This is a genomic window from Marinobacter lipolyticus (assembly GCF_018424605.1).
Classification (GTDB): domain Bacteria; phylum Pseudomonadota; class Gammaproteobacteria; order Pseudomonadales; family Oleiphilaceae; genus Marinobacter; species Marinobacter lipolyticus_B.
Window position 1 is genome coordinate 20,200 of sequence record NZ_QTKT01000012.1, and the last position, 26,083, is coordinate 46,282.

Annotated in this window: 21 protein-coding genes; 16 read left to right on the top strand and 5 right to left on the bottom strand. The window is 60.2% G+C overall.

Features of this window, described 5'->3' with window-relative positions; translation table 11 throughout:
- Position 1: 1 nt before the first annotated feature.
- Positions 2-964 carry an AAA family ATPase gene (locus tag DYI22_RS14850; protein WP_213478864.1) on the bottom strand — a complete coding sequence of 321 codons (963 nt, stop codon included), beginning with the start codon at positions 962-964 and terminating at the stop codon, positions 2-4.
- A gap of 143 nt (positions 965-1,107) precedes the next feature.
- Here DYI22_RS14850 and DYI22_RS14855 point away from each other — a divergent pair, with 143 nt between their 5' ends.
- From DYI22_RS14855 to DYI22_RS14870, 4 genes are all read left to right on the top strand, one after another.
- Positions 1,108-5,991, top strand: coding sequence for an NAD-glutamate dehydrogenase (locus tag DYI22_RS14855; protein WP_213478865.1), 4,884 nt, complete (start codon positions 1,108-1,110; stop codon positions 5,989-5,991).
- A 66-nt stretch (positions 5,992-6,057) separates the two neighbouring features.
- The gene (gene can, locus DYI22_RS14860; RefSeq protein ID WP_213478866.1) at positions 6,058-6,732 is read left to right on the top strand and encodes a carbonate dehydratase; all 675 of its coding nucleotides are present in this window, start codon (positions 6,058-6,060) and stop codon (positions 6,730-6,732) included.
- A gap of 127 nt (positions 6,733-6,859) precedes the next feature.
- Positions 6,860-7,033 carry a hypothetical protein gene (locus tag DYI22_RS14865; RefSeq protein ID WP_213478867.1) on the top strand — a complete coding sequence of 58 codons (174 nt, stop codon included), beginning with the start codon at positions 6,860-6,862 and terminating at the stop codon, positions 7,031-7,033.
- Between the two features lie 103 nt (positions 7,034-7,136).
- Positions 7,137-8,186, top strand: coding sequence for a class I SAM-dependent methyltransferase (locus DYI22_RS14870; RefSeq protein ID WP_213478868.1), 1,050 nt, complete (start codon positions 7,137-7,139; stop codon positions 8,184-8,186).
- Between the two features lie 62 nt (positions 8,187-8,248).
- Here DYI22_RS14870 and DYI22_RS14875 read toward each other — a convergent pair whose 3' ends face one another.
- Positions 8,249-8,698: a hypothetical protein gene (locus DYI22_RS14875; RefSeq protein ID WP_213478869.1), complete on the bottom strand. Its 450-nt coding sequence runs from the start codon at positions 8,696-8,698 to the stop codon at positions 8,249-8,251.
- Between the two features lie 121 nt (positions 8,699-8,819).
- Here DYI22_RS14875 and DYI22_RS14880 point away from each other — a divergent pair, with 121 nt between their 5' ends.
- Positions 8,820-9,977 (top strand): class I SAM-dependent methyltransferase, encoded by a 1,158-nt coding sequence (locus DYI22_RS14880; protein ID WP_213478870.1) that lies wholly within the window; start codon positions 8,820-8,822, stop codon positions 9,975-9,977.
- Here the strand turns inward: DYI22_RS14880 and DYI22_RS14885 are convergent.
- Complete coding sequence (locus DYI22_RS14885; protein WP_213478871.1) at positions 9,950-10,570, bottom strand: riboflavin synthase subunit alpha; 621 nt, start codon at positions 10,568-10,570, stop codon at positions 9,950-9,952. The genes DYI22_RS14880 and DYI22_RS14885 overlap by 28 nt on opposite strands.
- 183 nt (positions 10,571-10,753) lie before the next feature.
- On the opposite strand from DYI22_RS14885, the gene DYI22_RS14890 reads away from it, so the two are divergent.
- The 5 genes from DYI22_RS14890 to DYI22_RS14910 are packed head-to-tail and all read left to right on the top strand — an operon-like array spanning position 10,754 to position 15,147.
- On the top strand, positions 10,754-11,716 hold the full coding sequence (locus DYI22_RS14890) for a hypothetical protein (protein WP_213478872.1): 963 nt from the start codon (positions 10,754-10,756) through the stop codon (positions 11,714-11,716).
- A 60-nt stretch (positions 11,717-11,776) separates the two neighbouring features.
- Positions 11,777-12,451, top strand: coding sequence for a TetR/AcrR family transcriptional regulator (locus DYI22_RS14895; protein ID WP_213478873.1), 675 nt, complete (start codon positions 11,777-11,779; stop codon positions 12,449-12,451).
- 60 nt (positions 12,452-12,511) lie between these two features.
- Positions 12,512-13,018, top strand: a complete 507-nt coding sequence (locus tag DYI22_RS14900) for a L,D-transpeptidase (RefSeq protein ID WP_213478874.1) — start codon at positions 12,512-12,514, stop codon at positions 13,016-13,018.
- A 53-nt stretch (positions 13,019-13,071) separates the two neighbouring features.
- The gene (locus DYI22_RS14905; RefSeq protein ID WP_213478875.1) at positions 13,072-14,322 is read left to right on the top strand and encodes a mechanosensitive ion channel family protein; all 1,251 of its coding nucleotides are present in this window, start codon (positions 13,072-13,074) and stop codon (positions 14,320-14,322) included.
- A 42-nt stretch (positions 14,323-14,364) separates the two neighbouring features.
- Positions 14,365-15,147 (top strand): S-methyl-5'-thioinosine phosphorylase, encoded by a 783-nt coding sequence (locus DYI22_RS14910; RefSeq protein ID WP_213478876.1) that lies wholly within the window; start codon positions 14,365-14,367, stop codon positions 15,145-15,147.
- Here the strand turns inward: DYI22_RS14910 and DYI22_RS14915 are convergent.
- Together DYI22_RS14915 and mfd are read right to left on the bottom strand one after the other, a co-directional pair.
- Positions 15,128-15,913 (bottom strand): CsiV family protein, encoded by a 786-nt coding sequence (locus DYI22_RS14915; protein ID WP_228301062.1) that lies wholly within the window; start codon positions 15,911-15,913, stop codon positions 15,128-15,130. The genes DYI22_RS14910 and DYI22_RS14915 overlap by 20 nt on opposite strands.
- A gap of 53 nt (positions 15,914-15,966) precedes the next feature.
- Positions 15,967-19,473 (bottom strand): transcription-repair coupling factor, encoded by a 3,507-nt coding sequence (gene mfd, locus DYI22_RS14920; protein ID WP_213478877.1) that lies wholly within the window; start codon positions 19,471-19,473, stop codon positions 15,967-15,969.
- 221 nt (positions 19,474-19,694) lie between these two features.
- Here mfd and DYI22_RS14925 point away from each other — a divergent pair, with 221 nt between their 5' ends.
- The 6 genes from DYI22_RS14925 (at position 19,695) to nqrE (ending at position 26,047) form a co-directional block, all read left to right on the top strand.
- Entirely contained in the window at positions 19,695-21,164 is a 1,470-nt protein-coding gene (locus DYI22_RS14925; RefSeq protein WP_213478878.1) for a glyceraldehyde-3-phosphate dehydrogenase, read from the top strand.
- Between the two features lie 251 nt (positions 21,165-21,415).
- Entirely contained in the window at positions 21,416-22,762 is a 1,347-nt protein-coding gene (locus DYI22_RS14930; protein ID WP_213478879.1) for a Na(+)-translocating NADH-quinone reductase subunit A, read from the top strand.
- A gap of 4 nt (positions 22,763-22,766) precedes the next feature.
- Positions 22,767-23,975, top strand: coding sequence for an NADH:ubiquinone reductase (Na(+)-transporting) subunit B (locus DYI22_RS14935; protein ID WP_213478880.1), 1,209 nt, complete (start codon positions 22,767-22,769; stop codon positions 23,973-23,975).
- The gene (locus tag DYI22_RS14940) at positions 23,968-24,771 is read left to right on the top strand and encodes a Na(+)-translocating NADH-quinone reductase subunit C (RefSeq protein WP_213478881.1); all 804 of its coding nucleotides are present in this window, start codon (positions 23,968-23,970) and stop codon (positions 24,769-24,771) included. Before DYI22_RS14935 ends, DYI22_RS14940 begins: the two co-directional genes overlap by 8 nt.
- Before the next feature lie 2 nt (positions 24,772-24,773).
- Positions 24,774-25,439 (top strand): NADH:ubiquinone reductase (Na(+)-transporting) subunit D, encoded by a 666-nt coding sequence (locus tag DYI22_RS14945; protein ID WP_213478882.1) that lies wholly within the window; start codon positions 24,774-24,776, stop codon positions 25,437-25,439.
- Positions 25,439-26,047: an NADH:ubiquinone reductase (Na(+)-transporting) subunit E gene (nqrE, locus tag DYI22_RS14950; protein WP_213478883.1), complete on the top strand. Its 609-nt coding sequence runs from the start codon at positions 25,439-25,441 to the stop codon at positions 26,045-26,047. Before DYI22_RS14945 ends, nqrE begins: the two co-directional genes overlap by 1 nt.
- Positions 26,048-26,083 lie beyond the last annotated feature (36 nt).

Below are 26,083 nucleotides of genomic sequence, written 5' to 3' on the forward strand. Positions count from 1 at the left end.
ATCAGGCGGTGACAGGAACGTGGTCGATCAGCCTCTGTATCACCGTATCGGCGGTCATACCTTCGGCCTCGGCTTCGAAGGTCAGCAGGATACGATGACGCAGCACGTCGAAGGCAATCTGGCGCACGTCATCCGGGCTGACATAATCGCGGCCATCCAGCCACGCCAGTGCGCGCGCGCAACGATCCAGAGCGATAGTGCCACGGGGGCTGGCGCCAAAAGCGGTCCACCGCGCCAGCTCCGGGTCGAGGCTTTGGGGATTCCGGGTCGCCAGCACCAGTGCCAACAGGTACTGCTCCACCGAGTCGGCCATGTAGATATCGGCAATTTCGCGACGCGCCTGGAAAACCTGCTCCGCGCTCAGCCGCACCTCTGCCGCCGGCTGCCCCTGGCGGTAATCGTTTCGGGCCAGGTGCAGGATGGCCTTTTCCGCGTCGGCCGACGGGTAGTCAATGACCACGTGCATCAGAAAACGGTCGAGCTGGGCTTCGGGAAGCGGGTAGGTACCTTCCTGTTCGATCGGATTCTGAGTGGCCATCACCATGAACAATGGCGACAGCGGAAAGGTGCGCATGCCGACGCTGACCTGCCGTTCGCCCATGGCTTCCAGCAGCGCGGATTGTACTTTCGCCGGCGCCCGGTTGATTTCATCGGCGAGCACCAGATTGTGGAAGATGGGGCCGTGCTGGAATTCGAACTGGCCGGTTTCCGCCCGGTAGATCTCACTGCCGGTGACGTCCGACGGCAACAGGTCGGGGGTGAACTGTATGCGATGGAAGTCGCCCTCGAGATGGTCGGCGAGGGCCTTGATGGCGGTGGTCTTGGCCAGCCCCGGCGCACCTTCCACCAGCAGGTGGCCGTCGGCCAGCAGCGCGATCAGCAGCCGGTCGACCAGCTTCTCCTGGCCTATGATCCTTTTCGCTAACTGAGATCGAAGCTCCCCGAACGTATGCTGTAGTGACATGGGTATTCGTTGTTCCTTTGTGGAGGCTCTAAGCGTAGGTAGTTGCCGCAGTTTTGGCATCTGGACGGCAAAAATCAAGGGCTTGACTATGCTTATGTGACGATACCCTGATTACGTTTATTTCACACTAACCGAGGTTGACTATGAACGCGCTGACGGTGGCCAGCAAGGACCAGTTTTTCGAACAGCTGGCTGATGCCTTCGCACAAAAGATTGCGAAGACCGAAGCAAAAAAGATCAGTGAATTTGCCAAGCAGCACTACGCTCACATTCCCCTTGAGGAGCTGGTCAGTCGACGATTCTCGGATACCTATGGCGCTGTCCTGGCGGCGTGGCAGTTTCTGCAGAAACGCAGTGCCGAGGAAACGCCGGTGGCGGTGTTCAACCCGGACCTTGAGAGCGACGGCTGGCAGTCGACTCACACCGTCATCTTCATTCTGCATCCGAACATCCCGTTTCTGATTGATTCCCTGCGGATTGCCATCAACCAGCGGGAAATCGGCACCCATTCGATCCAGCATTCCATCCTCCGGGTGGATCGCGATGCCGACGGCAAGCTTAAAAAGCTCCATTCCACCAAGAAATCCAGCGCCGGTTCAGAGTACGAGGCGTTCATTGTGCTGGAGATTGACCGCCACAGCGACAGCCGCGATCTGCGCGAACTGGAGGACGTGTTACAGACCATCCTCCACGAAGTGCGAATTGCCGTGGAGGATTTCTCGGTGGTGACCGGCAAGGTGAGCGACATCCTGGCCGAGCTGGATGCCACCTCCGCAGGCATCAGTGACGAAGACAAGGAGGAAGCCCGCGCCTTCCTGAACTGGCTGCTGGCGGACCGCTTCACTTTTCTGGGCTACGACGAATACGATTTCGCCAGGGACAAAAGCGGCATGGTGGTTCGCCGCGTTGAAAACTCCGAGCTGGGTATTCTGCGGGTCAATAACGAACGCCCTGATAAGGTCCGGCTGAACGAGCTGCCGCAGCGGACCCGGCACGAGATGACCCGCACCGACGACATCTTCATATTCGCCAAATCCGCGCAGCGGTCACGGGTGCATCGGCCAGCCTATCCGGACTACATCGCCGTCAAGAAGTTCAACAGCAAGGGCGAAGTGGTGGGCGAGCGGCGCTTCCTTGGCCTCTATACCTCCCGGGCCTACAACGAGCGGCCAGACGAGATTCCGCTGTTGCGCCGCAAATTTGCCTTGGTGATGAAACGGTCGGGGTTCCTGCGGGACGATTATGCCGGCAAGGAGCTGGAGCAGATCCTGACGCTGTACCCGCGGGATGAACTGTTCCAGATTGATCCCCAGGAACTGCTCGGGGTTGCCAAGAACATCCTTTACATCCAGGAGCGGCGACGCATCGAACTGTTCATGCGCGAAGATGTGTACGGCCAGTTCGTCACCTGCCTCGCGTTCTTCCCGCGGGATATCTACAACACGGAACTGCGGCTGAAGGTCGAGCAGGTGTTGCTGGACCGGCTCGAAGCGGATGACATCGAATTCGTGACGCATTTTTCCGAGTCGGTGCTGGCGCGGGTGCAGTTCACCATTCGCGTGCCCCAGGTGGAAAACCGCCAGTTGCCGATTGCCGAGATCCGCGAAAAAGTCATCGAACTGGCGCAGTCCTGGCGCGACGGTCTGGCAGAGGCGCTGAACGAGGTGTACGGCGAAGAGCAGGGCAACGAGCTGCACCGGCTGTACTCCGCTGGCTTCCCTGCCAGCTACACGGATATGTTCTCGCCGCGCCGGGCCGCCATTGATCTGGAGCACATCTCCGGTGCGGCGGACGGTCAGTTGACCATGAGCTTTTACCGCGCGCTCGAGGAAGAGGAGAGCGTGCTCCATTTCAAGCTGTTTTACGCTGACGAACCCCTGCCGCTGTCGGATGTGATGCCGATCTTCGACAACCTCGGGTTCCGGGTAATCGGCGAGCATCCGTTTGAAGTCAGGGACCGTCATGGCAAGGTGGTGTGGATCCACGATTTCACATTGCAGGCCTACAGCGGAAACGTGGTGGACATCCACCGTATCCGCCCGATTTTCGAGGATCTGTTCCGGCGGGTCTGGTACGGCGATGCGGAAAACGACGCCTTCAACCGGTTGCTGCTGGCCTCTTACATGAGCTGGCGGCAGATTGCCCTGCTGAGGACGTTTGCCCGCTACATGCGGCAGATCCGTTTCTCCAACAGTCAGACGTTCATCTCCAATACGCTGGTCAATCATGTGGATCTGGCGCAGATGCTGCTGGAGTTTTTCGAGGTTCGTTTCAACCCGGAGCGCTATCAGAGTGACGGCAAGAGCCGGGCGGCCCAGCAGAAGCTCGAGATCGAATTCAACGCCGGTCTGGACACTGTTGAGAACCTCAGCGAAGACCGGGTGTTACGGCTGTATCTGGAGCTCATGCAGGCCACCCTGCGCACCAACTACTTCCAGTTGGACGCGGGCGGGCGCCCCAAGCCGTATATCAGCGTGAAGTTCGATCCCACCAAGATTCCGGACATGCCGTTGCCGATGCCGATGTTTGAGATCTTCGTCTACTCCCCGCGGGTCGAGGGGGTTCACCTGCGCGGCGGTAAAGTGGCCCGGGGCGGGCTGCGCTGGTCCGACCGGTTTGAGGATTACCGCACCGAGATACTGGGGCTGGTCAAAGCCCAGCAGGTGAAGAACGCAGTCATCGTGCCGGTCGGCGCCAAAGGCGGCTTCGTTGCCAAACGCCTGCCCGACCCCTCGGACCGCGAGGCGTTTCAGGCGGAAGGCATCGAGGCCTACAAGACCTTCATCCGCGGCCTGCTGGACATCACCGACAATCTGGTGGATGGCGACATTGCGCCGCCCGCCCAGGTGATCCGCCACGACGAGGATGATCACTATCTGGTGGTGGCCGCTGACAAGGGCACCGCGACCTTCTCCGATATCGCCAACGGCCTGGCCGCCGAATACGGGTTCTGGATGGGCGATGCCTTCGCCTCCGGCGGCAGCAACGGTTATGACCACAAGAAAATGGGCATTACTGCCCGCGGCGCCTGGGTGTCGGTCGAGCGCCACTTCCGCGAAATGGGGATCAACCCGGCGCTCGATGAGTTTACCGCCATCGGCATCGGTGACATGGGCGGTGATGTGTTCGGCAATGGCCTGCTGTGCTCGGAGAAAACCCGTCTGGTGGCGGCGTTCAACCATGTGCACATCTTTATTGACCCGACGCCGGACGCGGAGAAGAGCTACAAGGAGCGCAAGCGGCTTTTTGAGTTGCCGCGCTCGGCATGGACCGACTATGACAGCAAGCTGATCTCCAAGGGCGGCGGGGTCTTCAGTCGCAGTGCCAAGTCGATTCCGGTCAGCGCTGAAATGAAAAAGCTGCTGGGCATCAAGTCAGACCGGGTGCCCCCAAACATGCTCATCACCCATATTCTCAAGGCGCAGGTCGACCTGCTGTGGTTCGGCGGCATTGGCACCTACGTCAAAGGCCAGGTCGAAACCCATGGCGACGTGGGTGACAAGGCCAACGACGGGCTTCGCATCAACGGTTCCGAACTGCGCTGCAAGGTGGTGGGTGAAGGCGGCAACCTCGGCATGACCCAGCTCGGGCGTATCGAATTCGCCCTCAAGGGTGGGCGCCTGAACACCGATTTCATCGACAACTCCGGCGGGGTGGACTGTTCCGACCACGAAGTGAATATGAAAATCCTGCTCAATCGTGCGGTGGCCCTGGGCGACCTGACGGGCAAGCAACGCAATGTGATGCTGGAAGACATGACCGATGACGTGGCAGAACTGGTGCTGAAGAACAACTACCGTCAGACCCAGGCCATCAGCATTGCCTCGGTGGATGCCACCATCCGCATGGAGGAATACCGGCGGTTGATGAATACCCTGGAAAGCGAGGGCAAACTGAACCGGACTCTGGAGTTCCTGCCCGAGGACGAAACCCTGTCCGAACGTAAGCTGGACAAGAAGGGGCTCACCCGGCCGGAACTGTCGGTGCTGATCTCCTACGTGAAAGGGGATCTCAAGCAGACCTTGATTGACAGCTCACTGCCCGACGAACCGCTGCTGGCCGGGGAAATGTACAAGGTGTTTCCCCAGGCGCTGACCCGCAAGTTCTCGGACGAGCTGGGGGAGCACCAGCTGCGGCGGGAAATCATTGCCACCCAGATCGCCAACGACATGGTCAATCACATGGGCATTACCTTTGTGGAACGACTGTCGCAGTCTACCGGAGCAGACCCGGCGTCCATTGCCCTGGCGTGGATTATTGCCCGGGATGTGTTCCGACTGGACACCTGGTGGGACCGGATTGAATCTCTCGATTTCCATATTCCGGCGGCGCTGCAGATGGAACTGATGAACGACCTGATGCGGCTGATACGGCGCTCCGTGCGCTGGCTGTTGCGCAACCGGCGTGCCGAGCTCAACATCCAGACCCATATGGAGCGCTTTGCCGACAGTGTCTGGAAGATAACCGCCGATCTGCCGGATTATCTGGGTGAGCAGGCCCGGGCCCACTGGGACAAGCGGTTCTCCGAACTGACCGACGCGGGGCTGCCAAAGGAGCTGGCGTCGGTGCTGGCGGGAACCACCTACCTGTATTCGTCGCTGGGCATCATCGAGGCGAAAGAGGCCACCGGCATGCCGCTGAAAACCGTGGCCAATCTCTACTATGACCTGGGCGAGAAACTCGATCTGAGCTGGTTTGCCAATGCCATCGCCGGGCTGACGCCGGGGTCACACTGGCAGGCGCTGGCCCGTGAGAGCTTCCGCGAGGATCTCGACTGGCAGCAGCGGGCATTGACCACGGGCGTGCTCAAGCTCGCCGGCAAGCCGGGGGAGGTGTCCGGGTGCGTGGATGCCTGGATGGCGCGACACGAAGCCATGATCAGCCGTTGGAAAGTCATGCTGTCTGAACTCAAAGGGGTTCGCGAGCCGGAGTACGCCATGTTCTCGGTGGCTCTCCGGGAGTTGCTGGACCTGGCACAATCCACCATGCACAGCAGTCATCCGGAGGGCGAGGTTCAGACCAACTGAGTATTGCGTTAAGGCGCTGATTACCGTTCAATTCCTCAACAGGATTAATCAACGGGGAGAATGGTAATGGGGCAACTGGATCATCTTCTGGGAAAAAACAAATCCTGGGCCGACGGAATCAAGGCCCAGGATCCTCAGTTTTTTGATCGGCTGTCCAATCAGCAGGCACCGGAGTATCTGTGGATCGGTTGTGCTGACAGCCGGGTACCTGCAAACCAGATCGTTGATCTGATGCCCGGCGAATTGTTCGTTCATCGTAACGTGGCCAATGTGGTGGTGCACACGGACTTCAACTGTCTCTCGGTGCTCCAGTTCGCCATCGACGTGCTCAAGGTCAAGCATGTGCTGGTGGTGGGCCATTACGGTTGCGGCGGTGTGCGCGCGTCTTTGCTGAACGAAGGTTTTGGCCTGATCAGCAACTGGCTGCGCCACGTGCAGGACGTGCGCGACAAACATCAGTCGGTGCTGGACGGCATTGCCAGCGAGCAGGACCGGGTGGATCGCCTGTGTGAACTGAACGTGGTGGAGCAGGTGGGCCATGTGTGCCAGAACAACATTGTTCAGGAAGCCTGGCGGCGCGGCCAGGCCCTGACCGTGCACGGCTTTGTCTATGATGTGGCAGATGGCATTTTGCGCGACATGGGGCTGTCCATCTCGGGTGAGGAAGAGCGGGAGACGGTTCAGGCACGAAGCCTGCAGGAGCTGATCGAGCGCCCGGTTCGCTCTGGCCGTCAAAAATAATGACGCTCGAACTGTAAAAAATTGTCAAAAAATCGTGATAGGGGTCACTTGTTGACCCCCGGGGGCATCACAGAACCCCTTCGATCGCTCCGGTACACTTGTCTCGTAGTCAGTGAGGAGGTGAACCATGCGAGATCTGATGCAAAAAGCTCTGAATGCCCTGAACCAGCGCAAAAGCGTTGAAGCTTCTGTGGATCAGCCACGCAGGGGCGAGCCCGCCCGTCAGTCCGCACAGCCGGAAGACTGGGGCATGTCCCCGGAAGATGCTCTGCGGGTAGGTACGGTGGCCCGCTACAAGTAAGCGCCGGGATTATCGAGGCGCCGGATCGTTCTCCCCCAAGACTCCGCGCCCGAATCCGGTTAGAGTATTGCGCCTGTACACCAGCGCGGGATACCCGAACACCATGTCTGCATTACCCAACGCCCACGAAGCACTGTTAAGAAACCGCGAACACATTGTCGGCCGCCTGGCCCTGCTTGGGCTGTCGGACACCGGATTGTTGTCGGCACTGCCCGGCGGCGGTCTGGCGGTGACCGATCACGCCGGTGTGTTTGCCGCTGCCCCGGCCCTGCAGGGCTGGCGCACAGCCTTCGGTTACGATGATCCTGCGTTGCAGCCGGGGTGTGCCGACACCATCGTGGTGTTTCTCCCCAAGGCCCGTGCGGAGCTGGCGTTTCGTCTGGCGCTGGCCGGATTCCTGGCGGCAGACGGCGCCAGGCTGATAGTGATTGGAGAGAAACGCGAGGGTATCGCCGGCGCAGTCAAGCAGGTGAAGGCTGTCGCGCCCGAGGCCACCAAGGTGGACAGTGCCCGCCATTGTCAGGTCTGGCTGGCGGATGGCTTCGCCACCGGAGAAACCTTCGAGCTGCAGCGCTGGATGAGCTGGCACGCCGTGGAAGCGGCCGGTGTGCGTGTGGATGTTGCCGGGCTGCCGGGTATCTTCAGCGACGGAGAGCCGGATCAGGGCACCCTGATGCTGCTGGAAACTCTCGCCGAGCAGCCCCTGCCACGGGGCCATTCGCTGGATTTTGCCTGTGGCTCCGGCGTGATCGGCTGCTGGATTCAGGCGTGGCAGCGGTCCGCCGGTATTGAGCCGTCGCCCATTGATGCCGTGGACGTCCAGTCCCAGGCGGTCCTGTGTGCCGGTGCCACCTATCGCAGAAGCCAGGCCGTGGGGGACGTGTTGGCCTCGGATGGGCTTGCGGCGGTCACCCGGAAGTACCGAGCCATCGTCACCAATCCCCCGTTTCACGCCGGTGTCCGCACCGATACCACCATGACCGAACAGTTCCTCCGGCAAGCGGCAGCGCACCTGCAGCCTGGCGGGGAGCTGCGCCTGGTTGCCAACAGTTTCCTGCCCTACGAGGCGGTGATCAGGAAGACCATTGGTCCGGTAACGCGGCTGGCCAGCGATAAACGCTTCACGGTGTATTCCGCCAAGCGCCAGACATAAAAAAGCCCCTGGGGTGAGGGGCAAAAGGTTGCTTCCAACAGAAAAGGGGAACCAACCTGAAATCAGTTTGCGCTGGAGGCCTCGTCAGCCCGCTCCGCAGTGGCGCGGCGGGGTGCGAGATCACGAATCTGCCCGAACAGCCGTCGGGCTTCGGACTCGGCGCGGTTGCGGGCTTCGGTCAGTTTGGGCCTGACGTCGGTCTGGTAAGTTTTGCCCGCCTTGTCGGTGACGTAAGCGGTCATCATGTTGGCGTCCCACCACAGTTTCTTGCGCAGATCGTAGGTCGCGACGTCGAGACGCAGGGTGAACTCGCGAAACGTCGGATTCTTGCTGCGAATCTGGCTCACCACCTCCGACAGGCTGCGGGGCTCGGACACATCAGCACCCAGATTGGCCAGCAGCTTCTTAAATTCAGCGGAGGCCTTGTCGAGCTGTGGGCGAAGCTGGTCCTCAAAGCGCTTACCGGCGGCCTGAACAGACTCAAAGCGGGTCTTGATGGAATCGCGAATCATATAGGGATCTCTCGTGTGTCTTCGGTTACAGAACAACTTGGATGTCACCATAGGGTTAATTTCTAGAATAATCAGCCTAGAATGATTCCGCTTCTGAACCCTGCCTGAATTGGTGCCTGAAATGACAAGCGATACTCTGAAAACGCCCGCTCGTAGCCTGACCCTTGAGCGCCCCGGTAACACGGATCGTTCACTGAGGGCCTGGGACGCGGCGGATGAACTGTTGCTGCAGCAGGCCGCTGCGCGGATAGACACCGTGGGGCCGGCGCGGGTGCTGGTACTGGATGACCAGTTCGGCGCTCTGACCCTGGGCCTGGCTCAGCATGACGTGGTATCGCTTGCCGACAGCGCCACCCTGGTGACGGCTCTGGAACGCAACAGTGTCGCCAATAATCTGATCGCCTCGCCACCGTTGAGCTGGCTGAGCCCGCCTGATGGACCGTTTGATGTGGTGGTCCTGCGCATACCCCGGCAAATCGATTATCTCCGCTGGATGCTGAGGTGGGTGAATCAGGTGCTGGCACCGGAAGGTGTGGTGATCGCCGGGGGTATGATCAAACACCTGCCGGATCGCAGTGCAGAGGTGTTCGCGGAGTTACTTGTCACCCTGGACGTCTGCCCGGCCAGAAAAAAGGCGCGGGTGGTGATCTGCGGGCGCGGGGAGCCGAGATTGAATGACTGGGATGGCCAGTGGAAGGGCTATCCGGCACCTACCGGTAATCAACTGATCGGTGGTCTGCCGGCGGTGTTTGCCCGCGAGCGCCTCGATATCGGTACCCGACTGTTGTTGCCGGAGGTTCGCAGGTGTGCTGCCTCACTGGCGCCAGGGGCGCGCGTGCTGGATCTGGCGTGCGGCAACGGGGTGCTCGGGCTGGAGGTGCTGCAGCAGCGGACAGACGTGCACGTGGTGTTCAGTGATGTCTCCAGTCAGGCGGTCGCGAGTGCCCGACGTAATGTCAGGACTGCCGGTCTTGATGCCGAGGCGGAGTTCCATCACCGCGACGGTATCGACGAAGGTGCGGGTGAGTTTGACTTCATTCTTCTCAATCCGCCGTTCCATGAGGGCGGCGTGGTGGGCGATCACATTGCCTTGCGGCTGTTTCAGCAGGCGTCCCGCCATCTGTCGGGAGGCGGGCAGTTGCTGATGGTGGGCAACCGCCATCTTGGCTACCACCGCAGCCTGCATCGGTTCTTCCTGCAAGTGGAGCAGTTGCAGGCCGACCCGAAATTTGTCGTGTTCGAGGCTTCGGGTCAGCGCACCGGGGCAGGGCGGTCGTAACCGAGTCTCGACAGGGTGTCCACAATGGTCTGGGTCTGACTGTCGATCTCGATGTTGACGGCATCGCCCTCACGAATGTCTCCGAAGGTGGTGGCCCTCAGGGTTTCTGGAATCAGGTGCACATTGAAACGGTTGCTGGTGACCTCGCCGATCGTCAGGCTCGCCCCGTTGATGGCTATGTAGCCTTTCGCAAAGAGGTAACGGGCCCAGGCTTCCGGTACTTCGAATTCGATGGTTACGTTATTCTCCGGCCGCAGAATTGACGTTACCACGGCGGTGGTATGAACGTGGCCTGACAGCAGGTGCCCACCGATTTCGTCGCCGATCCGCGCCGCCCGTTCAAAATTTACCCGATCACCTTCGCTGACGCCGCCCAGCGTCGTCAGCTTCAGCGTTTCCTGCATGGCATCAAAGTACAGGCAATCGGCGTCCTGACGGGTCACGGTCAGGCAGGCGCCGTTGATCGCCACCGACGCGCCAATGGTGACGCCTTTGCTGTGTTCAGCGGGCAGGCGGATGGCGTAGGTGTTCAGCCCCGGCGCCGGAGACACTTTCTCAATGATGGCAACGCCCTGGACAATACCTGTAAACATGAACTCACCTCGTTGTGGCGCGGCATGGGCCGGCGCTGTGGAAACACCGGCAAAGCATAGCGATACCGCCGGGCGATGCCAAGGGCTCAAGTTTCCCGGCCACGGGCCGATACGCTAGTGTAGATTCCATTCGCCCAGTCGGCATCGCGGACGACTGCCCGGGCGCGTCATTGGTAGAAGGTTATGGCAGAGAACAGACTGAAAACGGCAACACGCACAGCGCCGATTCCGGGCGAGCCGGTGTTGCGGCCGGGACGTGCAGCTGACCCGGTGCCGGTGCCTGTGCCCCCTGACCGGGAGGCCCCTGTTCCCGGTGTATCCCAGATAGCCCGGGCGCCCGCGACGTCGGAACAGCCGGAGGCCGATGACGGTGGGGCCCGGTCTGCGGCCGGTCAGCAGGGCGATGAGTCTCCCGACGGGGACCGGCCGCAAACGGAAGATGAGGCAGCTGAGGCTGAGGCCGTCGACCCAAGCGATGCGGAAGAGCCCGCCGACATCGAGCAGGCCATGGCGGAAAGCCGGCAACGTAAACTGCGACTGATGCTCAAGCAGTGCGATCGGGTGTTGCTGATGGATTTTGATCTGCTGGCGATGCCTGGCTGGCCGGACAATTATTCGCTCGCCGCGGCAAGGCGTAGCCGGGACCTGTGGGTTTTCAGTGCCCTGGTAGCGGCGCTGATCTTCCTCAGTGGTCTGACCGGGTTTGTACCTGCCTGGATAGCCGGCGGCGGTTTTGGCGCCTTCGTGATTATTCTGATGATGGGGGTACCGGCGGTTCGTCGAATATACAGCTCACGCCCTTCGTACCTTGACCTGATTGTCCGCCGCCAGCGGATGCTCCGGGACGCCCGCAAGCATGTTGAACATCTGGAAGGCAAAGACGGACTGATCTGGCAATGTGCCCGCATGGCTGAGTTCAACGCCTCGCTGCGGTCGTCGCGGTTCAGCGAGCTGCTGGCTTTGTCAGAGCACCGGACGCTGTCGCGGAACATGACCCGGCGCGAGTATTTCCGCCTCTATCTCATCTATCTGCTGGAGGCGGAGAAGGCCTACGACCGGGTCCAGAAAGCGTTCTTTGACGGCAATCAGCAGGCCATTGATCGTGGCTGGGCCGGCGTGGCTGCCTCGCCCGGGCAGAGAGCTTGACATAAAGGTGCCTCAAACGTATGTTTCAAACAGACGTTTGCTAGAGGCACCGAAAACAACATGGCTCAGTCTGATACCGTTGACCGCATTCTGGATGCAGCCGAGGAGTTGTTCGCCGACCGGGGTTTCTCTGAAACCTCACTGCGGATGATTACCAGTAAGGCTAAAGTAAATCTTGCCGCTGTCAATTACCACTTTGGCTCCAAGAACGCGCTGATCCATGCGGTGTTCGCCCGCTTCCTGACGCCCTTCTCGGCCACGTTGGAAACAGCCTTTGATGATCTTGAGGCGCGTTGTGAGGGCCAGCCTCCGACGCTCAACCAGACTCTCTGGGCATTAACCGAAAGCGCCGTGCGCATGCCTCAGCGCAACGAGAAGGGTATTTCCATTTTCATGCGGTTGCTCGGACTTGCCTACACCCAGTCGCAGGGCCATTTGCGCAAATTCCTGGAGCAGGAGTACAGCCAGCCGTTCAGTCGCTTCATGCGTTTGCTCAAAGAAGCGACTCCCCAGTTGTCGGCGGTGGATCGCTACTGGCGCATCCAGTTCATGCTGGGCGCCACCGCGTTCACCATGTCCAGTAGCGATGCCCTGAGGGACATTCTGCAGAACAAACTGGGCGTGGAAACCACGGTGCAGGAAATCGCCGCCCGGCTGGTGCCGTTCCTCGCGGCAGGCATGCAGGCGGAGGATGCGGTGCTGATGCCTTCCCTCAAAGAAGCCCCGGTTGCCTGAGGTCAGTTCCGTCGGTTAGGCTTCCGCTCTGGCAAAGCCGATTCGGGAGCTCGACTCAACATGAGCGCATCAGGGGGCGCAGGCCCTCACATTGATATCAATATTGCCTCGCAATCGCTGGCGCTGGTGGACGGCCGGGGCTGTCGTGTGTTCGAGTGCCCGGTATCCACTGCCCTCAATGGCCCCGGCGAACGCAACGCCAGTGGCTGCACTCCCCGCGGAAAACACTTCGTTCGCGCCAAGGTTGGTGGTGGTCTGCCCGCCAATACAGTGTTCGTGGCCCGCCGCCCCACCGGTGAAATCTACACCGCAGAACTTGCCAGCCGACATCCCGACCGTGACTGGATCCTGTCCCGTATACTCTGGCTATGCGGCAGTGAGCCCGGAAAAAATCGCGGCCCCGGGGTCGATAGTTTCCGTCGCTTCATATACATTCACGGCACACCGGATACCGAGCCCATGGGCGTGGCAAAATCCCATGGCTGCGTCCGCATGCGTAATGCCGATGTGATTACGTTGTTTGATCTGGTCGAGCCGGGCACCGCTGTGGTCATTCACGAAGCCTGACCGGATTTGCCTCTTGCATTAGCGACACACTGAATTAACCACCGGGGATGTTCATGATCGGAGAGCTGCAGGCCACCATTAACGGCTGGATCGAAAACTGGGACCTGTTATCGGAGAGCTGGCGGGTCGGCATCGTAGTGTTTTCACTGGTCTTCGGAACGGCCACGGTGGCTTACATTGCCAGCCACATTATCGGCGCGCTGGAAAAGCGGTTCAGCAAAACCAGGAATCTCTGGGATGACGCGGTGCTGCACGCGGCAAGAAAACCCGCCGTGGCGTTCGTCTGGATCCAGGGCGTTTACTGGGCGGCCGAGGTGGCGTACCGCTACTCCGAGGCGGAAATTTTCTCGGTTAATGAAAAGCTATTGCAGATCGGGTTTGTCTGGGTGCTGGTCTGGGCACTGCTGCGGCTGGTGAAAGAGGCAGAAGGTATTCTTACCTCGCCGCTGAAAATGAAAACCCCCATGGATTACACCACGGTGAATGCCGTCAGCAAGCTGTCCCGTGCTGTGGTCATCATCACGGCGGTGCTGATTGCCATGCAGTCACTGGGCTACAGCATATCCGGTGTGCTGGCGTTCGGGGGTGTGGGCGGCATTGCGGTGGGCTTTGCGGCCAAGGATCTGCTGGCGAATTTCTTTGGCGGCTTCATCATCCACCTGGACCGGCCGTTCAAGGTCGGTGACTGGGTGCGTTCGCCGGACCGTAACATTGAGGGCACCGTCGAGCATATCGGCTGGCGTCTGACCACCATTCGCACGTTCGACAAGCGCCCGCTGTACGTACCCAACGCCGCCTTTACCACCATTGCGGTGGAAAACCCCTCCCGCATGAGCCATCGCCGCATCTCCGAAACAATCGGCATTCGCTACGCAGACGTGCGGGAGATGGCCACCATTGTGTCGGAAATCCGCACCATGCTGGAGAATCACGAGGACATCGAAAGTGACGAGACGCTGATCGTGAATTTCCTCGCGTTCAATGCGTCGTCACTGGATATCATGGTGTACACCTTTACCAAAACGACCCAGTGGGTGAAGTTCCATGAGGTCAAGCAGGACGTGCTGCTGAAAATCAGCGACATCATTGAAAGCCATGGTGCCGAGGTGGCCTTCCCGACGCGCACGCTGCACGTGGCCGACAGTGTTCGGCTGGCCAGTGCCCAGAGCGAGCGCTCCGACCAGGCTGACAATGACAGTGACGACGGTCCGATCGAGAACGACGACGAGGGATCGGACAAGTCCCATCCGTCCCAGCGCACCCGCTACGGTTCGTCGGCCGAAGCCACCGGCGATGGCGATTGAGGTGAACACAGTGAGGGAGTTAAGGGTGGAGAACAGAAAGGTATGAGTACCGCATCAGCGTCAGCACCGGTCGGCATCATCGGCGGCACCGGCCTGACAACCCTGTCAGGTCTCGAAATCACCGGGGAACGGGAAGTGCAGACGCCCTGGGGGGCGCCGTCTTCCCCGCTGGTGGAGGGCATTCTGGGCGAGCAGCGGGTGATCTTCCTGTCCCGGCATGGCAACCCCCATCGGATTCCGCCCCATCAGGTGAACTACCGCGCCAATCTGTGGGCGTTGCAGAACGCCGGCGTTCGCACGGTGGTCGGGGTCAATGCGGTGGGCGGTATCCATCCGGTCATGGGGCCCGCGCACATCGTGATTCCCGATCAGATCATTGATTATACCTGGGGGCGGGGCAGCACCTTCTTTGAAGGCGAGCTCGATGCCGTCACCCACATCGATTTCAGTTTCCCCTATACGGAATCGGCACGCGCTGTGCTGGTTGAGGCGGCCAGTAAGCTGGACGTCCCGATTTCGGATTTCGGTGTGTACGGGGCGACCCAGGGCCCGCGGCTGGAAACGGCCGCTGAAATTGTCCGCCTTGAGCGGGATGGCTGCGATCTGGTCGGAATGACGGGCATGCCGGAGGCCTCACTGGCCGCTGAACTGAAGCTGAACTACGTGTGCCTGGGGCTGGTGGTGAACTGGGCGGCCGGAAAATCCGACCACATCATTACCATGGAAGAGATCGAGGCCGCGATCGAGCAAGGCATGTCCGGGGTCAAGCGGATTCTGGTGGAAGCCATGGGCGGGTTGGGCGCCCTCAGTTCTCAACCCGCTTGAAGAACACCAGCACGCCGATGGTGGGGGAGTCCAGAAAATGGACTTCCTCGCTGCGCATACGGCGGGTTTCGCGAATCCAGGTCAACAGCTCGGCTTTCGCCCTCGGCTCGGGTGAGCTAACGCTGTCGGCGCCAATATCGCCGCCCTGGGCCAGACTGCCGATCGAGCCGTCGTCCGGGTTTTCCGTGTCGGACGTCGCCACGGTGTCGTCGTTGATAACATTCCCGACATCCTGCAGCGGAACGTCGACCGGCTCTCCTGGCTGCCAGTGGTTCAGGTGCACTCCCACGTGGAGATACCGCTGGCGGTCGATGGTGATGTGCCCCTCTACTTCCCTGTGTCCCGCCTCAGCCAGCCAGTCGCCAACCGCCACCTTCATCGGCTCGCCGTCGTAATCGGGCGGGAAGGACTGATACCAGCCCGCGGACATCAACACCCGGAACCGGCCGCTGTTCTGCAGACGCTGTGCTGCCGAGCGCAGGTGCAGCTCGCTGTCCGGGACCAGTTGCAGTGTGGTATCGGTGCTGCCATCTTCGCGCTCCACCTTCATTCGGGCGGTCACGTCCTCGTCGGTCGCCGGCACGCGGCTGGCCATGCGTTCCGTAACCGCTTCCGGGTCAACCAGTCGCTCGACCAGTACGATCTCGGCCCGGTAGTAGTTGTCCCGCTGCTCCTGCGCACTGGCAAACAGGGGGGCGACGGCCAGCAGGGCGGCGGTCAGGGTTGTCAGGGCCTTTCCGGGCAGGGCGTAACCGGGCGTTCGCAAGGGCTGTACTCCACTGTGTCAAAGACTGTCGTTGAGCGGGCAGGGCCTGAATTTCAGGCCGTCAGCTGCCCGAGCATGTCGGAAATGCCGTCGAGTTTACCACCGGTTGAATCATCCTTCAGCCGGAACCGGAAACTGTTGGCCCCTTCCAGGCGGTATTGGTCGGGCGCGGATTGCACTTTTTTAACCAGAACCAGCGGGTCAACCGGCGTTGAGGCGCCGAACTCGAGTCTGGCCCATTCCTTTCCGGCGTCGATTTTCACTATGCCGAGCGACTCGGCCCGCAGTCGAAGTTCGGTTTGCCGCATCAGGTTTTTGGTCGGCTCCGGTAATAAACCGAAACGATCGATCATCTCAACCTGAAGTTCTTTTAATTCATCTTTCTTGCTGACGCTGGCAATGCGCTTGTACAGCATCAACCGGTTGTGCACGTCCGGCAGGTAGTCATCCGGTATCAGCGCCGGGATGCGCAGATTCATCTCGGTGCCATGGCTCAGTGGCAGGTCGGCGTTGGGAGTGCGCCCCTCGCGAATGGCCTTGACTGCCTCGTCGAGCAACTGCATGTACAGGGTGAAACCGATACTCTCGATCTGTCCGCTTTGCTCTTCTCCCAACAGTTCACCGGCACCGCGAATTTCCAGGTCGTGGGTGGCGAGCATGAAACCGGCCCCCAGATCCTGGGCTTCGGATATCGCATCCAGCCGCTTTTTGGCGTCGGCGGTGATGCTGCGCGGCGGCGGTGTCAGCAGGTAGGCGTAGGCCTGGTGGTGAGAGCGGCCGACCCGGCCCCGCAGCTGATGCAGCTGGGCGAGGCCAAACTTGTCCGCGCGCTCGATAATGATGGTGTTGGCGCTGGGAATGTCGATACCGGTTTCCACAATGGTGGTGCACACCAGCACGTTGAAGCGCTTGTGGTAGAAGTCCGACATGATCTGTTCCAGCTCACGCTCGCGCATCTGGCCGTGGGCGACGCCAACCCGGGCCTCTGGTATCAGCCGGCGCAGATCTTCGGCGGTTTTCTGGATGGTCGCCACGTCGTTGTGAAGGAAGTACACCTGGCCGCCCCGCAGGATCTCCCGCAGGATGGCTTCCTTGACCATGGCGTCGTCGCGCTGGCGGACAAAGGTTTTCACCGACAGCCGCCGCGCCGGCGGGGTGGCTATGATGGACAGGTCCCGCAGGTGGCCCATGGCCATATTCAGCGTACGGGGAATTGGCGTCGCCGTAAGCGTCAGCATGTCGACCTCGGCTCGCAGGGCCTTGAGTTTTTCCTTCTGCTGCACGCCGAAGCGGTGTTCTTCGTCGATGATCACCAGGCCCAGGTTGCGGAACTTCATGTCGCCCTGAAGCAGCTTGTGGGTGCCGATCACGATGTCGGCCTTGCCGGCTTCGATGGCGGCCATTGCCTTGCTGGTCTGTGCGCCGCTGCGGAAACGGCTGAGCAACTCGACGTTGACCGCGGTATCGGAGAAACGGTCACGGAAAGATTCGTAATGTTGTTGTGCCAGCAGGGTGGTCGGCACCAGCACCGCCACCTGCTTGCCGGAGAACGTCGCCATGAACGCCGCCCGCATGGCCACTTCGGTTTTTCCGAAGCCGACATCGCCACACACGAGGCGGTCCATGGGCCGTTCGCTGGTCATGTCCTCGAACACGGATTCAATGGCCACCTGCTGGTCCGGAGTTTCCTCGAACGGGAAGCCGGCGGCGAAGGCGCGGTAGGCCTCTTTCGGGTCTTCGAAAGAGAAGCCTTTGCGGGCCTCACGACGGGCGTAGACGTCCAGCAGTTCGGCAGCGGTGTCGCGGATTTTCTCCAGTGCCTTCTGCTTGGCGCTGCTCCAGCGCTCGGTGCCGAGTTTGTGCAGCGGGGCGTGTTCGGTGTCAGAGCCGCTGTAGCGGGAGATCAGGTGCAGGCTGGACACCGGCACATACAGTTTGGAACCGCCGGCATACTCCAGCATCAGAAACTCGCTGGCCTCGCCCTCGACGGTAATGGTTTCCAGACCCTGGTAGCGTCCCACGCCGTGGTCAATATGCACAACCGGGGCGCCGATGCGCAGTTCGGACAGATCCCGGTAACCGGAATCATCAACTTCCGTGGGTTTCTCCCGCCGCCGGCGCTGCAGAACACGCTCGCCGAAAAGTGCGGTTTCCGTCACCAGTGCCAGGTGCTGGTCAGGAAGCAGCAGTCCCTGCTCCATGGGCGCAATGGTTATGCTCAAGGGGTCGTCCGTGGCGGTCAGGAACGACTGCCAGCCATCCAGCGTGACAGGCCGGACCCCGTGGTCGGCAAGGTTGTCGATCAGCGCTTCGCGGCGACCAGAGGACTCGGCGCACAGCAAAACGCGGCCACCGAATTCCTGAACAAAGCGTTTCAGCCGTGCCGCCGGGTCGGCCGCGCGTCCGTCCATGGCCACATCCGGCAAGGTTGCTGCGCCACAATTGGCGGCTCCGGCTCCGTCCACGCTGTCGGAGCTCATGGTGACCCGCGGAAAGTGCTTGAGGTGGCCGAATAGCTCCTCCTGTTGCAGGAAGAGTTCCGCAGGCGGCAGGATCGGGCGCAGGCGGTCGTGGCGGCGGTCCTCGTGGCGGGCGCGGGTGTCGGCGTCAAAGTGGCCAACGGCGTCGTTCAGCCCATCTGCGGTGAAGACGTGGGTTCCCTCGGGCAGGTAATCGAACAGTGTGGCCGTCTCGTCAAAGAACAGGGGCAGGTAATACTCGATGCCCGGTGGCGTGATGCCGTGGCTGACGTCCTGATAGATGGGCGCGCTTTTATCGGCGTTGGGGAAGTGCTCGAACCAGCGGTTCCGAAATCCGGATCGGGCCTCTTTGTTCCACGGGAATTCGTTGGCCGGCAGCAGTTCTATCCGCTCGATGCGGTCGATGGAGCGCTGGGTTTCCGGGTCGAACGTGCGCAGGGTTTCAATTTCATCATCGAACAGATCAATACGGTAGGGCTGTGTGGCGCCCATGGGAAAAATATCAAGAATGGCGCCGCGAACCGCGTATTCGCCATGCTCATAGACGTTCTCTGCGTGCCTGTAGCCGGCGGACTCCAGTTGCAGTCGCCAGGTGTCGATGTCGAGGGTCTGGCCCACTTCCAGCAGCAGTGTGTTGCCCTGCAGATAGCTGACAGGCGGCAGCCGGTGCATGAGTGTGCGCGCCGGCACCACCAGCACGCCCTGGCGAGTGGATGGCAGGCGGTGCAGGGTTCGAATGCGCCGGGAGGTGATGTCCTGATGGGGTGAGAACAGGTCGTAAGGCAGTGTTTCCCAGTCCGGCAGGGAAAGCAGTTCAAGGCCGTTGTCCGTCACCGTGGCGCCATCTTCCTCCGCCGGCAGGCCGAGGTAGAACCGCATGGATTGTTCCAGGCGGATGGCGTCGTCGGTGCTGCGGGTGATGACCAGGGTAAGGCCGTTGTGCTGCCGCGCGCTTTCACAGATCGCCAGGGCATCGCTGCTGCCGTGCAACTGGCCCCATCGACGATGGTCGCCGGCCTTGCCGGGGAATGCCGGTGCCACCAGGGCAGGGGCGTGTCGGGAAGATGCACCGTCAGTCATGGGCGTATCGAATCTCCATCTGTGTAAGGTCGGGGCGGCGAGGCGCGTATTCTACCGGTCGTGGCAGTGGCTGTCATGGCGGTGCGGCGTGCCGCGTTGTCCGTGCCGTCCGCCTGCGCAGATCGTGTACGGGCGGGATGGTCGTCTGTATTTGCGGTCTGGCATTTTAAGTTGGATAATATGCGCCCAATTTTCCAAGTGCCAACTGCAGAGGTTCAAGCGTGAGTCACGAACAGATTAACCAGCACCTGTCTAACTGGACCGATAGAGAATCCACTGCGGAAGCAATGATTCCGCTGATCGGCCGTCTGTACCGCAAGAATAACGTGGTTACCTCCGTTTACGGTCGCGCCATCATCAATCAGTCCGTTATCGGTATTATTCGTGCCCATCGCTTTGTCCGTCAGGTCGAAGACAGCGAGTTGTCTGTCCACGATACGCTTCCGATTCTGCAGGCCATGGACAGCATGGAGCTCGGTCGCGCTCACGTCGACATCGGCAAGCTGGCCGTCAAGTTCAAGGCCGAAGGCGGTTCGCTGGAAGACTTTCTCAAGCGTGAAATCGGCCCGATCGTGGGTCAGTACGCAACCCAGTCTGAAGAGAATGCCGAGAACGACACCAAAGACGTGGTTTTATACGGCTTCGGTCGTATCGGTCGACTGCTGGCCCGTATCCTGATCGAAAAGGCCGGTGGCGGTAACAACCTGCGTCTGCGCGCTATCGTGGTCCGCCAGGGCGGCGCCGAAAACGATCTGGAAAAGCGTGCCAGCCTGCTGCGCCGGGATTCCGTGCATGGGCCATTCGACGGCACCATTACCGTTGACGAAAAAGAGTCTGCGCTGATCGCCAACGGCAACTACATCAAGGTGATTTACTCGAAGGGCCCGGACCAGGTGGACTACACCGAGTACGGGATCAACAACGCCATTGTGATCGACAATACCGGTATCTGGCGTGACGAAGCGGGCCTTGGGCTGCACCTGAAGTCCAAAGGCGTGAGCCGCGTTATCCTGACGGCGCCGGGCAAGGGCGACATCAAGAACATCGTTTATGGCATCAACAACGACTGGATCACCGAGGAAGACAAGATCCTCTCCGCGGCCTCCTGTACCACCAACGCGATTACGCCGGTACTGAAGGCGATCCAGGACGAATACGGCATCGAAGACGGCCACGTAGAAACCGTGCACTCCTACACCAACGACCAGAACCTGATCGATAACTACCACAAAGGCAGTCGCCGTGGCCGCAGTGCCGCGCTCAACATGGTGATCACCGAGACTGGCGCCGCCAAGGCGGTTGCCAAGGCTCTGCCGGAGCTGAAAGGCAAGCTGACCGGTAACGCGATCCGGGTTCCCACGCCGAACGTGTCCATGGCCATCCTCAACCTGAACCTGAAAAAGGACGTGGATGTTGAAGGCGTAAACGAGTATCTGCGTGAAATGGCGCTGCACTCTGAGCTGCAGAAGCAGATCGATTTCGTCAACTCGCCGGAAGTGGTTTCCACTGACTTCGTTGGCTCCCGCCATGCCGGTATCGTGGACTCCCAGGCTACCATTGCTGGTGGCAAGCGGCTGATCCTGTACGTGTGGTACGACAACGAGTTTGGCTACAGCGCCCAGGTGGTGCGAGTGGTCAATCAGATGGCTGGCGTGACTTACCCGATTTTCCCCAAGCGCGCCCGCGACTGATCATCCGCTGATCAGTCAGAAAACCCCGCCAGTCCCGCTGGCGGGGTTTCTTTTTTTGGGGCGGAGGAATCCCTGGCGAGTTACGTTCGGGCACAAAGTCCGCAGGGTTTCTGGTGGAAATGAGATTAACTAATCTCTATAATTGGCGCGATTTTGGGTACGTCTGGCACCCCGTTTCTCATCGTTTCCTGGGCCGCAGGAGTCGGGCGTTACAAATCCATAGAATAGTTTCTGATGATTGGATGAGGCTAATGATCAAGATCAAAAAAGGCCTGGATCTTCCCATCAGCGGCGCTCCCGAACAGACCATCACCGACGGCAAATCCGTTCGCCACGTGGCGTTGATCGGCTTTGACTACAACGGCATGAAGCCGACGATGGCTGTGAAAGAGGGAGACCGTGTCAAGCGCGGTACGCTGCTGTTCACGGACAAGAAGACCGAAGGCGTTCGTTATACCTCACCGGCAGCCGGTGTGGTGAAAGAAATCAACCGTGGTGAGCGTCGTGTTTTCCAGTCGGTTGTCATCGAGATTGATGGCGACGAGGCCGAGACCTTTGCCCGATACAGCGAGGCAGACCTCGCCGGGCTCGAGCGTCAGCAGGTGGTGGATAATCTTGTTGAATCCGGCCTGTGGACGACGTTGAGAACGCGTCCTTACAGCAAAGTGCCCGCCATTGATTCGGCACCGCACTCTATTTTCGTGTCCGTGATGGACACCAATCCCCTGGCCGCAGACCCGACCGTGATCATCCGTGAAAACGGTGCCGCGTTCGAAAAAGGCCTGAAGATTCTGGGCAAGCTGACCAGCGGCAAGGTGTTTGTCACCGGTAAGCCCGGCTCGGACGTGCCGGTTCCCAAGTCCGACGGCGTCGAAGTTCATCAGTTCGACGGCGTACACCCGGCAGGCAACGTGGGCACCCACATTCACTACCTGGACCCGATTGCCGGCAACAAGGTGGTGTGGTCGATCGGTTACCAGGACGTCATCGATATCGCCAAGCTGTTCGAAACCGGTGAGCTGCCGGTGGATCGCGTTGTTGCTATCGGCGGCCCGAAAGCGCTGAAGCCGCGCCTGATTCGCACCCGTGTGGGTGCCAGCCTGACCGAGCTGCTGAAGGATGAGGTGGCGACCGACTGCGACGTGCGCATGATTTCCGGCTCCGTGTTCGGTGGCCGTCGTGGTGACGGACCCTGTGCTTATCTGGGGCGTTTTGCCAACCAGGTGTCGGTACTGGAAGAGGGCAACAAGCGCGAGTTCATGGGCTGGCTGTCGCCAGGTCCGAACAAGTTCTCGGTGCTCAACATCTACCTGTCCAAACTGGCGGGCAAGAAGCTGTTCAATTTCACCACCACCACCAACGGCAGTGAACGGGCGATGGTACCGGTGGGCGCGTACGAGCAGGTCATGCCGCTGGACATCCTGCCGACCCAGCTGCTTCGGTCGCTGATTGTCGGCGACACCGAAACGGCACAGAAACTGGGCGCACTGGAGCTGGATGAAGAAGATCTGGCGCTGTGCACCTTCGTGTGCCCGGGTAAATACGAATACGGTCCGATTCTCCGTGAGAACCTGACCCGAATCGAGATCGAGGGCTAATACGATGGCAATCCGACAGTTTCTCGATGGCATCGAGCATCACTTTGAAAAGGGCGGCAAGTACGAGCGCTGGTACGCGCTGTACGAAGCCGTTGATACCATTTTCTACTCGCCTTCGAGCGTAACCTCCACCACTTCCCATGTGCGTGACGGCGTTGACCTGAAACGCATCATGATCACGGTGTGGATGTGTACCTTCCCGGCCATGTTCTTCGGTATGTGGAACATCGGTTTCCAGGCCAACAACTTCCTGGCTGCCAACCCGGATGCCATGGTGGCTGACGGTGGTCTGCGGACTGCCTTCATCCAGGCCCTGGCGGTAACCGGCGCTGGCGCCGGCATGTGGGACAACTTCGTTTACGGCATGGCGTACTTCGTGCCCATTTACTTCGTTACCTTCGTGGTAGGTGGTTTCTGGGAAGTGCTGTTCGCCACCGTGCGTCGTCACGAAGTCAACGAAGGTTTCTTCGTGACCTCCGTGCTCTTCGCGCTGATCTGCCCGCCCACCATTCCGCTGTGGCAGGTTGCCCTGGGCATCACCTTCGGCGTGGTGATCGGCAAGGAAGTGTTCGGCGGTACGGGCAAGAACTTCCTGAACCCGGCGCTGACCGGTCGTGCGTTCCTGTACTTTGCCTATCCGGCGCAGATTTCCGGTGACACGGTGTGGACCGCAGTCGACGGCTTTAGCGGCGCGACGGCCCTGAGCTGGGCGGCCAGTGGTGGTCTGGAAGCACTGGAGACCCAGATTGGCTGGATGTCTGCATTTATGGGCACCATCCAGGGTTCCATGGGCGAAACGTCGACGCTGGCGGTGCTGATTGGCGGCGCGATCCTGCTGATGATGAAAATTGCCTCCTACCGCATTGTCGGCGGTGTGCTCATCGGCATGATCGGTATGTCGTTGCTACTGAATGCGGTTGGCTCTGACACCAATCCGATGTTCGCCGTGCCTGCGCACTGGCATCTGGTCATGGGCGGTTTCGCCTTCGGCATGATGTTCATGGCAACCGACCCGGTCTCCGCCGCGATGACCAACACCGGCCGCTGGTGCTTCGGTATCCTGGTGGGCGTGATGACCGTGCTGATCCGCGTCGTGAACCCGGCGTTCCCGGAAGGCATCATGCTGGCCATTCTGTTCGCTAACCTGTTCGCACCGCTGATGGATCATTACGTGGTCCAGGCCAACATCAAACGGAGGCTCGCACGTGGCTAAAGCTAAAGAAACTGTCTCCAGAACGCTGATTGTTGCCCTGGTTCTGAGTATTGTCTTCTCGGTGGTGGTGTCCACCGCGGCGGTATCGCTCAGACCCGCGCAGATCAAGAACCAGAACCTGGACATCAAGACCAACATCCTGTCCGCTGCGGGCCTGCTGCCCCAGGGGGCAAGTGCTGCGGAAATCGAGGAGCTGTTCGAGCAGTTCGAAGTTCGCCTGGTCGACCTCAACACCGGTGAGTACGTTGAGCCGTCAGTGGTGAATGTCCAGGATCCGATGAAGTACGACATGTACAAGGCGGCTTCCGATCCGGAAATGTCCACCGATATTCCGTCCTCGGAAGACAAGGCCGGCATCAAGCGCCGTCCGGACATCGCCAAGGTCTACACTATGAGCGAGAACGGCGAAGTGACCCGCGTGGTGCTGCCGATTCACGGTTATGGCCTGTGGTCCACGCTGTATGGCTTTATCTCTCTGGAAGGTGACCTGAACACCATCGAAGGTCTGGGTTTCTACGCGCACGCGGAGACCCCGGGCCTGGGTGGCGAGGTGGACAACCCGCGCTGGAAGCAGCAGTGGGTGGGTAAAGAGGTCTATGACGGCGAACGCGCCGACCCTCAGATCCGCCTGGTCAAAGGTGGTGTCAGTGCCGATGCGGCCGACCGGGAGCACAAGGTGGATGCCCTCTCCGGTGCAACGCTGACCAGCCGTGGCGTTCAGCAGCTCGTCAATTACTGGATGAGCGAGCGCGGCTTTGCGCCTTACCTGCAAAAACTTCGTGAAGGGGAGGTCTGATCATGGCAGACGCTTCAGCCAAACAGGTTCTCTTCGAGCCGATTTTCAGTAACAACCCGATCGCGTTGCAGATCCTCGGGATTTGCTCCGCGCTGGCGGTTACCACCAGCATGAACGTTACGCTGGTTATGTGCATGGCCGTAATCTCGGTGACGGCATTTTCCAACCTCGCGGTGTCGCTGGTGCGCACCCAGATTCCCGGGAGCATCCGGATCATCGTCCAGATGACCATCATTGCTTCGCTGGTTATCGTGGTCGACCAGGTACTCAAGGCGTTCGCCTATGAAATTTCCAAACAGCTGTCGGTATTTGTTGGTCTGATTATTACCAACTGTATCGTTATGGGCCGTGCGGAAGGTTTCGCCATGAAGAACGGCCCCTGGCTGAGCTTCCTGGATGGCGTGGGTAACGGTATGGGTTACTCGGTACTGTTGATCTTCGTGGCCTTCTTCCGTGAACTGCTGGGTGCGGGTTCCCTGTTCGGGGTTTCGCTGATGCCGGTGGTTAATGAGGGCGGCTGGTACGTGCCGAACGGTCTGCTGCTGTTGCCGCCGAGCGCCTTCTTCATCATCGGTCTGGCGATCTGGGGTCTGCGGACCTGGAAGCCGGAGCAGGTGGAAGAGCCGGATTACAAGATGTCTCGCCACACCGCCAAGGAGGCCTTCTGATGGAACATTATATCAGCTTGATTCTGAAGGCCATTTTCGTTGAGAACATGGCGTTGGCCTTCTTCCTGGGGATGTGTACCTTCCTGGCGATCTCGAAGAAGATCGAAGCCGCGGTTGGCCTGGGTATTGCCGTTGTTGTCGTACTGACCGTGACGGTGCCGGTGAACAACCTGTTGTATAACAGTGTTCTCCGTGAGGGCGCCCTGGGCTGGGCCGGGTTGCCGAATGTTGACCTGAGCTTTCTCGGGCTGCTGACGTATATCGGGGTTATCGCTGCCATTGTTCAGATCATGGAAATGGTGCTGGACAAGTACATTCCCGCGCTTTACGCCGCGCTGGGTGTGTTCCTGCCGCTGATTACCGTGAACTGCGCCATCCTCGGTGCGTCGCTGTTCATGGTTGAGCGGGACTACACCTTCGGTGAAAGTGTGGTGTATGGCTTCGGGGCCGGTGTAGGCTGGGCGCTGGCGATCGTAGCGCTGGCCGGCATCCGCGAGAAACTGAAGTACAGCGATGTACCGGACGGTCTGCGTGGCCTGGGTATCACCTTCATCACTGTTGGTCTGATGTCCCTTGGCTTTATGTCGTTCTCAGGTATTTCACTGTAATCAACCCGGTGATTCGGTTTAACGAAAAGGCGAGAC

Excerpts from the sequence above, each read along its gene's own strand:
- DYI22_RS14885 (WP_213478871.1), bottom strand. The coding sequence starts at position 10,570 with ATGTTTACAGGTATTGTCCAGGGCGTTGCCATCATTGAGAAAGTGTCT.
- DYI22_RS14865 (WP_213478867.1), top strand. The coding sequence starts at position 6,860 with ATGCGAGATCTGATGCAAAAAGCTCTGAATGCCCTGAACCAGCGCAAA.
- DYI22_RS14910 (WP_213478876.1), top strand. The coding sequence starts at position 14,365 with ATGAGTACCGCATCAGCGTCAGCACCGGTCGGCATCATCGGCGGCACC.
- mfd (WP_213478877.1), bottom strand. The coding sequence starts at position 19,473 with ATGACTGACGGTGCATCTTCCCGACACGCCCCTGCCCTGGTGGCACCG.
- DYI22_RS14905 (WP_213478875.1), top strand. The coding sequence starts at position 13,072 with ATGATCGGAGAGCTGCAGGCCACCATTAACGGCTGGATCGAAAACTGG.
- DYI22_RS14880 (WP_213478870.1), top strand. The coding sequence starts at position 8,820 with ATGACAAGCGATACTCTGAAAACGCCCGCTCGTAGCCTGACCCTTGAG.
- DYI22_RS14935 (WP_213478880.1), top strand. The coding sequence starts at position 22,767 with ATGGCAATCCGACAGTTTCTCGATGGCATCGAGCATCACTTTGAAAAG.
- DYI22_RS14890 (WP_213478872.1), top strand. The coding sequence starts at position 10,754 with ATGGCAGAGAACAGACTGAAAACGGCAACACGCACAGCGCCGATTCCG.
- DYI22_RS14850 (WP_213478864.1), bottom strand. The coding sequence starts at position 964 with ATGTCACTACAGCATACGTTCGGGGAGCTTCGATCTCAGTTAGCGAAA.
- DYI22_RS14875 (WP_213478869.1), bottom strand. The coding sequence starts at position 8,698 with ATGATTCGCGATTCCATCAAGACCCGCTTTGAGTCTGTTCAGGCCGCC.
- DYI22_RS14900 (WP_213478874.1), top strand. The coding sequence starts at position 12,512 with ATGAGCGCATCAGGGGGCGCAGGCCCTCACATTGATATCAATATTGCC.
- can (WP_213478866.1), top strand. The coding sequence starts at position 6,058 with ATGGGGCAACTGGATCATCTTCTGGGAAAAAACAAATCCTGGGCCGAC.
- DYI22_RS14855 (WP_213478865.1), top strand. The coding sequence starts at position 1,108 with ATGAACGCGCTGACGGTGGCCAGCAAGGACCAGTTTTTCGAACAGCTG.
- DYI22_RS14945 (WP_213478882.1), top strand. The coding sequence starts at position 24,774 with ATGGCAGACGCTTCAGCCAAACAGGTTCTCTTCGAGCCGATTTTCAGT.
- DYI22_RS14870 (WP_213478868.1), top strand. The coding sequence starts at position 7,137 with ATGTCTGCATTACCCAACGCCCACGAAGCACTGTTAAGAAACCGCGAA.
- DYI22_RS14895 (WP_213478873.1), top strand. The coding sequence starts at position 11,777 with ATGGCTCAGTCTGATACCGTTGACCGCATTCTGGATGCAGCCGAGGAG.
- DYI22_RS14930 (WP_213478879.1), top strand. The coding sequence starts at position 21,416 with ATGATCAAGATCAAAAAAGGCCTGGATCTTCCCATCAGCGGCGCTCCC.
- nqrE (WP_213478883.1), top strand. The coding sequence starts at position 25,439 with ATGGAACATTATATCAGCTTGATTCTGAAGGCCATTTTCGTTGAGAAC.